This is a genomic window from Brevundimonas sp., assembly GCF_030682035.1.
Lineage (GTDB): Bacteria > Pseudomonadota > Alphaproteobacteria > Caulobacterales > Caulobacteraceae > Brevundimonas.
Genome location: NZ_JAUXQZ010000036.1, coordinates 71,752 through 82,398, shown reverse-complemented (window position 1 = coordinate 82,398; position 10,647 = coordinate 71,752). Strand labels below are relative to the sequence as shown.

Below are 10,647 nucleotides of genomic sequence, written 5' to 3'. Positions count from 1 at the left end.
GCCCTTCCCATCTCAACCGCTTCGCCTGAAGCGGCGATGAGTCATGCGCCAAACCTTCTCCCTCCCCTTCATGGGGAGTGGAGGATGGATTGGCGGAGCCAATCCGACGACGGGCGAGCCTCTGGCGAGCCCGGGTGGGGAGCGCCAGTCCCACGCTGACGACGCCCGGCTTCACCCTTCCCCACCCGGTCGCTTCGCGACCACCCTCCCCACGTCGGGGGAGGGAGAACGCGCCGACCTGTTCACCCGCGTTTCGCGAATGAACACCCGCCGCCATTCGCGAACGGCAGCCGCCCGAACCCGCAATCGGCGTGGCGGCGGGCCCGGCGGCGCATCACGGTCCGTCCATCGAAACGGCCCGCCCAAAACGATCTCCAGAATCGGGCCTCACACAAGAAAGACTTCCGCCATGATCCGCTTCGCCACCGCCGCCGCCGCCCTGCTGCTCACCGCCGCACCCGCCCTCGCCCAGACGGCCGACAACAAGGTCGTGCTGACCTTCGAAACCGGCGCCCGCACCGGCATGGTCATGGTCGCCCTTTATGACAGCGCCACCGCCTTCGACGGCCGCAACGGCGCCGCCGTCGCCCAGACCGCCATCAGCGCCTCGGGCCGCGTCGTCGCGACCTTCGATAACCTGCCCGCCGGCGACTATGCGGTGAAGGCGTTCCACGACGTCAACGGCGACGGCGAGATGAACACCAACCCCTTCGGCATGCCGACCGAGCCCTATGCCTTCTCCAACAACGCCGTCGGCAACATGGGCCCCGCCCGCTGGGACCGCGCGCATTTCGCCGTCTCCGGCGAGACCGCCCAGACGATCAGCATCCGGTAGGCGGCGGCCTAACGCTCGCCGCGCGGCGGCTCGCTGCTTGAGGCCACCGCGGCCTACCCATCAGGAGAGACTTCCATGCACGCTTCCCGCCGCAACTTCGTGATGGGCGCCGCCGCCTTGTCAGCTGCGGTCGTCACCCCCGAAACCGTCCGCGCCATGGCCGCCATGCAGGCGTCTGCCGACTGGGCCCTGGCCACCGCCGACCTCGAGGCCGACATCGCCCCGCGCGCCATGCGGCTGGTGCACGGCCGGGCGCCGGCCGGCCTGACCGGGACCCTGTTCCGCAATGGCCCGGCCAAATTCCGCCGCCCCGGCGGCTCGGCCACCCACTGGTTCGACGGCGACGGCCTGATGCGCGCCTTCCGCGTCAAGGACGGTCAGGTCACGCTCGACGCCCGTTTCGCCGACACCCCCAAACGCCGCTGGGAAAGCGAGATCGGCGCCGTCGTCACCCCCGGCTTCGGCACCGTCGGCGACGCCCGCGCCCGCATCGGCTCGAACGATGACGCCAACGCCGCCAACACCGCCGTCATGGTCGCCGGCGACGAGGTCTGGGCCCTTTGGGAAGGCGGCTCGCCGCTAGCCATGGACGCCTCGGACCTGTCGACCAAACGCTTCGTGACCCTGCGCGACGACCTCAAGGGCATGCCCTTCCAGGCCCACCCACGCTATGATCCCGACGGCACGATCTGGAACATCGGCCTGAACGGCGGCCAGGCCATCGTCTGGCGCCTCAACGCCGATCGCAGCCTGCATACCGCCGATGTCATCGACCTGCCGCGCGCCAGTTTCATGCACGATTTCACCGCCACGGCCCGCCACCTGATCCTGGTCCTCCAGCCCTGGGTCTTCGACAACCAGGGCATGCCCTACGCCTCGCGCTTCGCCTGGAAGCCCGAGCTGGGGACCCAGATCATGGTCGTCGACAAGGCCGACCTGTCGCGCCGCCGGATCTTCGAACTGCCGACCTTCAGCTATTTCCACCTCGGCGACGCCTGGGAGGACGCCTCGGGGACGATCTGGTTCGACGTCGCCGCCGGCAAGGACGTGGCCTTCGCCATCGACGGCGCCCGCATTCTGGTCGAACAGCGCGGCTCGGTGCCCGGCGAGCACGCCGTGCTCAACCTGATTACTCTGCACACGGACGGCCGCGCCGAAATGGCGAGCTCGGGCGTCACCGCGGAGTTCCCCAAGAACGACCCGCGCCGCGCCGGCCTGCCGCGCCGCCTGACCGTCCACGTCGCCGGCGAACGCCCCGACCGGCCCCTGCCGACGGGTCTGGCGTCCTGGGACTGGGACACAGGCCGCTCGGACTATTTCACCTTCGGCGACACGCAGATCGTCGAGGAGGCCGTCTTCGTGCCGCGCGGCCCGAACGAGACCGACGCCTGGCTGATCGCCCCCTCGATCAATCTGGCTGAGGGCGTCACCGAACTGCACGCCTTCGACGCCGCCCGCGTCTCCGCCGGCCCGGTCGCCACCTGGCGCGCCGACGTGGCGCTTCCCGCCGGCTTCCACGGAGTCTGGGCAGGGTGAGGGCGGCTTGGCCTCAAGTAGCGCGAAGCGCGGTAGGCCAACGGGAAAGGTCAGTACCAGCCTGCGTCGCGCAGGGCCTTGGCGTAGCGCCGGCTGACCGGAGCCTCGACGCCGCCTTCCAGCGTCAGGGTCGCCCGGCCGTCGCCGCGACTGACGTCCCGCACGGCGTCCTTCGCGACCCACCAGCTGCGGTGTGTCTGGGCCCCCTCCAGCCCCTCCAGCTCGGTCAGGGCGTCGGACAGCCGCATCAGGATCAGGTCCGATCCGCGGTCGGTGTGGATGCGCAGATAATGGTCCTCGGACTGCACCGCCCGGATGACCGCGCCCTTCAGCTTGAACGGCAGCCGGTCGATGAACCGCGCCGGCCTGGCCCCCGCCGGGGCCGCGTGGGTCTGCACCGGTGTCCGCCCGAGGAAGACGTTCAGCGCACTTATCGCCGCCGTCACCACCAGCACCGGCACCACGAAATCGGGCAGCTGCTCCAGGTTGATCGAGCGGTCGCTGTCGAAGAACCTGTTGGTGATGGCCCAGACCATGACCGACAACGGGCCGGATATGATCAGCGTCAGCGCCGCCACCGCCAGCCAGGGGCGGCGGTCGAGGTCGATGCGCCGCTCGACCATCCGCGAACACAGATGGCCCCACAGCGCGCCGGTCAGCATCATCGGCGTCCAGTACGTCAGCCGGAACGCCAGCGACGTCTCGCCGGTCCCGAACGCGCCGGTGAAGGCCAGCAGACCGCCCGCCGCCGCCGCCACGGCCAGGCCGCGCAGCAGTCTACGGTCGATCGGGATGCGCACGACGTCGGGGCCGGTCTCGCTCATGCCAGAACACTCATGCCGGAGCGCTCGGACCCGGAGCGCACACCGCCCGGAACCCCGCCGCTGCGAACCGCACCATATAGTCGCAGGCGCTCTCCAGATCCCCCGACCGGCACAGCCCCCCCGACAGCCGGTCCAGCCGCCCCGTCTCGCCCAGCGTCAGCGTCAGCGCCCCCGAAAGGTTATGGTACGCCCAGTAAAGATCGACTTCGCGGGCGTCCGGCAGGACCCGCTTGATCAGTTCGATCAGCCGTCGGATCGCCGGATCATAGTAGCGGGCCATGGTCTCGCCGCCGAAGGTCGGATTGGCATTGGTCTGGGCCACCAGCGCCGAATAATGCTTCCAGCCCGGCCCGCCCTTCATCGACCACTGGAACGGCGGCCGGAGAAACGCCTCGAACAGGCCTTCCAGCGTCATCCCCTCGCCCATTTCGGCGGCGTAGCGGTTGATCGCGTCGACCCGCTCGTTGTTCCAGACCTCGGCCCGCCGCAGGAAGACCGCGTCGAACAGCCCACGCTTGGCTCCAAAATAATAGTGGACCAGCGCCGTATCCACGCCCGCCTCACGCGCCACTTCGCGGATCGTGACGCCATAGAAACCGTGCTTGGAGAACAGATCCTCAGCTGCATCAAGGATCAGATCCCGCGTATCCGCGGCGCCGGCGGCCTTGGCCTTGGGCGGGCGGCCTCGTTTTGCGGTCGGCGCGTCGAGCTTGGTCATGACGCCGAAGCTAGGCCGCATCGCCCTGCCTGTGCAACGGCGCCACAGGTCAGGCCGCCGGTGACGTCAGGGAAGCTGCACCGTTTGACAGGCGGCGGAAAACAATTACGTTCTGAAAATCATTGAACGCTGAATAAATTGCGTCATCGGGCTGGAAATCACAGGACTGGGGCTACTATGAACCGCTACGTAAAGACCGCATTGCTTGCCGGAGCCGCCTGGAGCGCGCTCTCCTCCTTCGCCATGGCCCAGAACGCCGCGCCGCAGGACGGAGCCTCTTCGCTCGATGACGTCGTCGTCACCGCCCGCCGTCGCGACGAACTTCTGAAGGATGTGCCGATCTCGGTCTCGGCCATCAGCGAAGAGCGCCTGGAACAGACCGGCGCCTCGGACATCACCGCCCTGCAGCAGCAGACCCCGAACGCCACCGTCCAGGTCGCCCGCGGTTCGAACTCGACCCTGATCTCCTTCATCCGCGGCATTGGCCAGCAGGATCCGCTGTGGGGCTTCGAGCCCGGCGTTGGCCTGTACGTCGACGACGTCTATGTCGCCCGCCCGCAGGGCGCCGTGCTGGACATCTATGATGTGCAGCGCATCGAGGTGCTGCGCGGCCCGCAAGGTTCGCTGTACGGCCGGAACACGGTCGGCGGCGCGATCAAATATGTCACCAACACCCTGTCGAGCGATCCCGAGCTGACCCTGCGTGGCGCATACGGCAGCTACAACCAGATCGACCTGATGGCCGTCGGCAGCATTCCGCTGGCAGACAATTTCCGCGTCGGCGGCGCAATCGCCTCATATCAGCGCGATGGCTACGGCACCAACCTCAACACCGGCGCCGAACACTACAACAAGGATGTTCTCGCCGGCCGCCTGAGCGCCGAGTGGGAGCCCCGCGAAGACATGTCGATCCGGCTGGCCTATGACCGGGTGCAGGACGACTCCAATCCCCGCCATGGCCACCGCGAAGTGGCCGGCGTTGGAGTTGGAGCCGGCATTCAGCCAAGCGTCTACGACACGTTTGCCGGCATCGGAGACGAAAACTCGGTGACGAGCCAGGGCGCCTCGGCGACGATTCGGCTCGAGCTCAATGACAACTGGACCTTCAAGTCGATCACCGCATGGCGCGAGGGCGACACCGACACGGTGATCGACTTCGACAACACCCCCGCCCCGACGCTCGACATCCCGGCCTACTACGCCGATGATCAGCTGACCCAGGAGTTCCAGTTCCTGTTCGACTACGACCGGATCCAGGGCGTGGCCGGCTTCTTCTATCTGGATGGCCATGCCGAAGGCGCCTTCGACACCGTTCTCGGCGGCGCGGGCATCGTGATTGGCACCACGGGCCAGGTGGACACCGAGAGCTGGGCCGGTTTCGCCGATGCCAACCTCGACCTGACCGACCGCCTGCATCTCGGCATCGGCATGCGCTATACGCTGGACGACAAGCGGGGAACGGTGTTCCGGGCCAACTACCTCGGCGCGACCCGCAGCCCGATCCTCGGAGGAACGCCCCGGGCGCCGCTGCTCGTGCGGACCAACTACACCGCCTCGAAGGACTTCACCCAGTTCACGCCGCGCATCGCCCTGTCCTACGACTTGACGGACGACATGACGACCTACGCCTCCTACTCGCAGGGCTTCAAGTCCGGCGGCTTCGACATGCGCGGCGACGCCTTTCTCACTCCAAACACAGTCAACGGCTATGACCCGGAAACGGTCGACTCCTATGAGATCGGCCTTAAGGGCGCGCTCGATCGTCTGACGTTCGCCGCTTCGGTCTTCTACAATGAGTATCAGGACCAGCAGGTCACGACCCAGGTGCCCGCCGGCGCCGGCATCGCGAGCTTTGTCGACAACGTCGGATCGTCGACCTTCTACGGCGCCGAGTTCGAGGGCCAGCTGCGCATCCTCGACAACCTCACGGCCAACTTTGCGGTCGGTTATCTGAATTCGGAGTTCGACGAGTTCCTTCGCTACAATCTTACCACGAGGACGTTTGAGGACATCTCCAGCCAGGTCGTTCTGCAGAACGCTCCTGAATGGACAGGCTACCTCGGCCTGACCTGGCTCGGCGACGTCGGCGGCGGCCAGCTGGCGGTGACGCCGTCGGTCAGCTACCGCGGTGACTTCAGCCTGTTCGAATTCCCGAACCCGCTCCTGGACCAGAAAGCCTATTCACTGGTCGATCTGTCGATCGTCTGGACCGACCCTAGCGACCGCTTCACCGTCGGGCTCTACGGCAAGAACCTGACCGACGAAGAGTACCGGGTGGGTGGCTACAACTTCCCCGGCGCGCTCTTCAACAACTCGATCATCGGCTACTACGGCCCGCCGCAGACCGTGACCGCCTCGCTGCAGGTCAAGTTCTGATCCCGCGGAAAGGCGCCTGAAGCCTGATCGCATCTGATCCAGGGCGGTGGTTCACCTGAGCCGCCGCCCTTTTTCTTTGGCGCAGCTTCAAAGCAAGGCTACCGTTCCGTCAAACAAGAAGACTAGGTCGAGGGAAAACGCCATGAGCATGACGGAGCAGGGCATCGGACCCGCCGCCGACCGGGGCTATCGCGCCTATGTGCTGGCGCTGCTGATGGTGGTTTACACCTTCAACTTCATCGATCGGCAGATCCTCGCCATCCTGCTGCCCTACATCAAGGCCGAGCTGAATTTCACCGACAGCCAGCTGGGTCTGCTGGGCGGGCCGGCCTTCGCCGTCGTCTATTCGACTCTCGCCATTCCCATCGCGTGGCTGGCGGACCGCGTCAGCCGGGTTTCGATCGTGGGCGTGTCGCTGGCGGTGTGGAGCGGGTTCACCGCCCTTTGCGGTTTCTCGACCGGCTTCTGGACCCTGTTCGGCGCACGCATGGGCGTCGGCGTCGGCGAGGCCGGCGGCGTGGCCCCGTCCTATTCCCTGGTGGCGGACTATTTCCCGAAATCGCAGCGGGCTCGGGCCTTGGCCTTCTATTCCTTCGGCGTGCCCATCGGCACGGCCCTGGGCTATCTGTTCGGCGGCTTGCTGGCGGAACACATCAACTGGCGCATCGCCTTCATGGTCGTGGGCGGGGTCGGCGTCCTGCTGTTCCCGCTGCTCAAATTCACCGTCAAGGACCCGGTCCGGGGCGGCTTTGATCGCACCGCGTCGGACGGCGCGCCAGAGGCCGCCCACGTCCCGACCAAGGCCGCCGGTTTCGGCGAGGTTTGGGGCGTGCTGCTGAAGAAGCCCAGCTTCTGGTTCCTCGCCTTCGGCGCGGCCTGTTCCTCGGTCTACGGCTACGGCGCGGCGTTCTGGTTGCCCAGCTTCTTCCAGCGTTCGATGGGCATGGAGGGGGTGGACCGGGCGCTGTACATCGCCGGCATCGCCTTCATCGGCGGCACCGCCGGCATCTGGTTCGGCGGCTGGCTGGCCGACAAACTGGGCAAGGGGGTCAACAAGGCGGCCTATCCGCTGATCCCGGCCATCGGCTTCGTCATCGCCGTGCCGATGTTCTGGCTGGCCATGAATGTGCCGGACCGGACCTTTGACATCCTGGGGATGGAGGTCGCCGGAAAATGGGTGGCCTTCGCCCTGTTCCTGGTCCCGCAGGCGCTCAGCCTGGCCTGGCTGGGTCCGGTCGTCACCGCGATCCAGCACCTGGTCCCGGCGCATATGCGTTCAACCGCCTCGGCCAGCTTCCTGTTGATCAACAATCTGGTCGGCATCGGCCTGGGCATCTATCTGCTCGGCGCCGTGTCCGACTATCTGACGCCGCGCTTCGGCGACGAGGCCCTGCGCTATTCGCTGTACGTCGGGCAGTGGTTCTACGCCCTGGCCGCCCTCCTGCTGATCATCGCGGCGCGGAGCCTGAAGCGGGACTGGGTGGACTAGGAAAGTGGCGAGTGGCGAGTGATGAGTGGCGAGCCATAGGGTGAGGCGGAAACCGGGCGACATTTCCTCGCCACTCGCCACTCGCCACTCGCCACTCGCCACTCGCCTGTCTATAAGCGCCGCAACTCCTCCCACAGTCCGGCGGCGCCTCCTCCATGAACATCCACGAATACCAGGCCAAACAGGTCCTGAAAGGCTTCGGCGCACCGGTCGCCGACGGAGTCGCGATCACCTCGGCGGATCAGGCCGAAGCCGCGGCGAAGCAACTGCCCGGACCCCTGTATGTGGTGAAGTCGCAGATCCACGCCGGCGGCCGCGGCAAGGGCAAGTTCAAGGAACTCGGGCCCGACGCCAAGGGCGGCGTCCGCCTGGCCTTCTCGATCGAGGACGTGGTCAAGAACGCCAAAGAGATGCTGGGCAATACGCTTGTCACCGCCCAGACCGGCCCGGCCGGGAAACAGGTCAACCGCCTCTATATCGAGGACGGCGCCGACATCGAACGCGAACTCTATTGCTCGCTGCTGGTCGATCGCTCCACCGGCCGCGTCTCCTTCGTGGTCTCGACCGAGGGCGGCATGGACATCGAGGCGGTCGCCCACGACACGCCCGAGAAAATCCTGACCATCGACATCGATCCGGAAGCCGGCGTGACGCCCGGCAACGTGACCGAACTCAACACCGCCTTTGGCCTGACGGACGCGGCGGCCGAAGACGGCAAGACCCTGTTCCCCATCCTCTACAAGGCCTTCGTCGACACCGACATGTCGATGCTGGAGGTCAATCCGCTCATCGTGATGAAGGACGGCCGGCTGCGGGTGCTGGACGCCAAGGTCAGCTTCGACGGCAACGCCCTGTTCCGCCACGACGACATGAAGGCGCTGCGCGACGAGACCGAGGAAGACGCCAAGGAGATCGAGGCGTCCGAGTGGGACCTCGCCTATGTGGCGCTGGACGGCAATATCGGCTGCATGGTCAACGGCGCCGGCCTGGCCATGGCGACGATGGACATCATCAAACTGTACGGAAAAGAGCCCGCCAACTTCTGCGACGTCGGCGGCGGCGCGTCGAAGGAAAAGGTCGCGGCGGCCTTCAAGATCATCACCGCCGACCCCGCCGTGCAAGGCATTCTGGTGAACATCTTCGGCGGCATCATGCGCTGCGACGTCATCGCCGAGGGCGTGGTCGCGGCGGTGAAGGAAGTGGGCCTGAAGGTGCCGCTGGTCGTCCGCCTCGAAGGCACCAATGTCGTCGAGGGCAAGCGCATCCTTAATGACTCGGGTCTGGCCATCACGGCGGCCGACGACCTCGACGACGCGGCCCAGAAGATCGTCGCGGCGGTCGGGTGATGCGGGTCGGCCTGCTCCTCGCGCTCGCGCTTGTGGCGGCTTCGGTCGCCGCACCCGCGACGGCCCAGACATTTGAAAACTTCAAGCGATTCTGCCTCGAAACGGGCGGAGAGCCTGAGCAGGTGCTTGCCGCCGCGGAGGCGGCGGGCTGGGACGTGTACCCCGGCGCGCTTGTCCCCACGAACTTGGATTTGAGGCTGCTGGGCGATCCCGCGACAGGAGCGCCGCCTGTTGAAAGCTTGCTGACCGGCTTCGTTCCGGAGCAAGGCATCCTGGCGCCGGTTTGCACGGTTGCCGGCGGGGCTACGCTGGAGGACCTGCGGGACAGGATGAGCGCCTGGACCGGCTTCGAGCCCGGCCGGACGGCTCGGGGCAACTCGACCTGGATCTATAGCGCAGGGGCTGAAGGGCTCGCGCCACACCTTGATCTGGTCGATGTCAGCGGCACCGAGTTGATCGCCGCGGCCCGATCACGCGGCAGGCTGTACGCCGTCCAGGTGAGGCAGGGCGCGGGCCCGCCGATGATCGTCCATTTCAGCGTAAATCCCGACGCCACGATTTCTCCGACGCACTGAAAGCGCCCCATGTCCATCCTCGTCGACAAGAACACCAAGGTCATCGTCCAGGGCCTGACCGGCAAGACCGGGACCTTCCATACCGAACAGGCGCTGCGCTACTACGGCACGCGGATGGTCGGCGGCGTGCATCCGGCCAAGGGCGGCACGAACTGGACCGGGTCGGAGGGCGAGACCCTGCCGATCTTCGCCTCGGTCGCCGAAGCCAAAGAGGCCACCGGCGCGACCGCCTCGGTGATCTATGTCCCGCCCGCGGGCGCCGCCGACGCCATCATCGAGGCCATCGAGGCCGAGGTCCCCTTCATCACCTGCATCACCGAGGGCATTCCGGTGCTGGACATGGTGCGGGTCAAGGCGCGGCTGGACCGGTCGAACTCGCGCCTGCTGGGCCCCAACTGCCCCGGCATCCTGACCCCGGAAGAGTGCAAGATCGGCATCATGCCGGGCTCTATCTTCAAGAAGGGCAATGTCGGCATCGTCTCGCGCTCGGGCACCCTGACCTATGAGGCGGTGTTCCAGACGACGAACGAGGGCCTGGGCCAGACCACGGCGGTCGGCATCGGCGGCGACCCGGTCAAGGGCACCGAGTTCATCGATGTGCTGGAGCTGTTCCTCGCCGATCCCGAGACGAAGTCCATCGTCATGATCGGCGAGATCGGCGGCGGGGCCGAGGAAGACGCGGCCCAGTTCCTGATCGACGAGGCGAAGAAGGGGCGCTCCAAGCCGATGGTCGGCTTCATCGCCGGTCTCACCGCGCCCAAGGGCCGCACCATGGGCCATGCCGGCGCCGTGGTCTCGGGCGGCAAGGGCGATGCCGAGTCCAAGATCGCCGCCATGCAGGCCGCCGGCATCCGCGTCTCGCCCTCGCCGGCGCGTCTGGGGGCGACCCTGGTCGAAGTCCTCAAGGGCTGATTGTTCAAAACCCCTCTCCCGTGGGGAGAGGGGCAG

General features: G+C 66.9%; 9 protein-coding genes. 7 read left to right on the top strand and 2 right to left on the bottom strand.

Annotated features, from left to right (window positions below):
• Positions 1–409: 409 nt before the first annotated feature.
• Positions 410–835 carry a DUF2141 domain-containing protein gene (locus tag Q8K49_RS10100; protein WP_305305755.1) on the top strand — a complete coding sequence of 142 codons (426 nt, stop codon included), beginning with the start codon at positions 410–412 and terminating at the stop codon, positions 833–835.
• Between the two features lie 75 nt (positions 836–910).
• The gene (locus tag Q8K49_RS10095) at positions 911–2,371 is read left to right on the top strand and encodes a carotenoid oxygenase family protein (RefSeq protein ID WP_305305753.1); all 1,461 of its coding nucleotides are present in this window, start codon (positions 911–913) and stop codon (positions 2,369–2,371) included.
• A 50-nt stretch (positions 2,372–2,421) separates the two neighbouring features.
• Here Q8K49_RS10095 and Q8K49_RS10090 read toward each other — a convergent pair whose 3' ends face one another.
• Complete coding sequence (locus tag Q8K49_RS10090; RefSeq protein WP_305305751.1) at positions 2,422–3,195, bottom strand: LytTR family DNA-binding domain-containing protein; 774 nt, start codon at positions 3,193–3,195, stop codon at positions 2,422–2,424.
• A 10-nt stretch (positions 3,196–3,205) separates the two neighbouring features.
• Positions 3,206–3,913, bottom strand: a complete 708-nt coding sequence (locus Q8K49_RS10085; protein WP_305305750.1) for a TetR/AcrR family transcriptional regulator — start codon at positions 3,911–3,913, stop codon at positions 3,206–3,208.
• Positions 3,914–4,090: 177 nt separating this feature from the next.
• Between Q8K49_RS10085 and Q8K49_RS10080 the strand changes: the two genes are divergently transcribed.
• The 5 genes from Q8K49_RS10080 (at position 4,091) to sucD (ending at position 10,611) form a co-directional block, all read left to right on the top strand.
• Positions 4,091–6,289, top strand: a complete 2,199-nt coding sequence (locus Q8K49_RS10080) for a TonB-dependent receptor (protein ID WP_305305748.1) — start codon at positions 4,091–4,093, stop codon at positions 6,287–6,289.
• Positions 6,290–6,431: 142 nt separating this feature from the next.
• Positions 6,432–7,778 carry a spinster family MFS transporter gene (locus tag Q8K49_RS10075; protein ID WP_370867763.1) on the top strand — a complete coding sequence of 449 codons (1,347 nt, stop codon included), beginning with the start codon at positions 6,432–6,434 and terminating at the stop codon, positions 7,776–7,778.
• 155 nt (positions 7,779–7,933) lie between these two features.
• Positions 7,934–9,124: an ADP-forming succinate--CoA ligase subunit beta gene (gene sucC, locus Q8K49_RS10070; protein WP_305305746.1), complete on the top strand. Its 1,191-nt coding sequence runs from the start codon at positions 7,934–7,936 to the stop codon at positions 9,122–9,124.
• Positions 9,124–9,699, top strand: coding sequence for a hypothetical protein (locus Q8K49_RS10065; RefSeq protein WP_305305745.1), 576 nt, complete (start codon positions 9,124–9,126; stop codon positions 9,697–9,699). The genes sucC and Q8K49_RS10065 overlap by 1 nt, the downstream gene beginning before the upstream one ends.
• A 9-nt stretch (positions 9,700–9,708) precedes the next feature.
• On the top strand, positions 9,709–10,611 hold the full coding sequence (sucD, locus tag Q8K49_RS10060; RefSeq protein ID WP_305305743.1) for a succinate--CoA ligase subunit alpha: 903 nt from the start codon (positions 9,709–9,711) through the stop codon (positions 10,609–10,611).
• Positions 10,612–10,647: the final 36 nt, after the last annotated feature.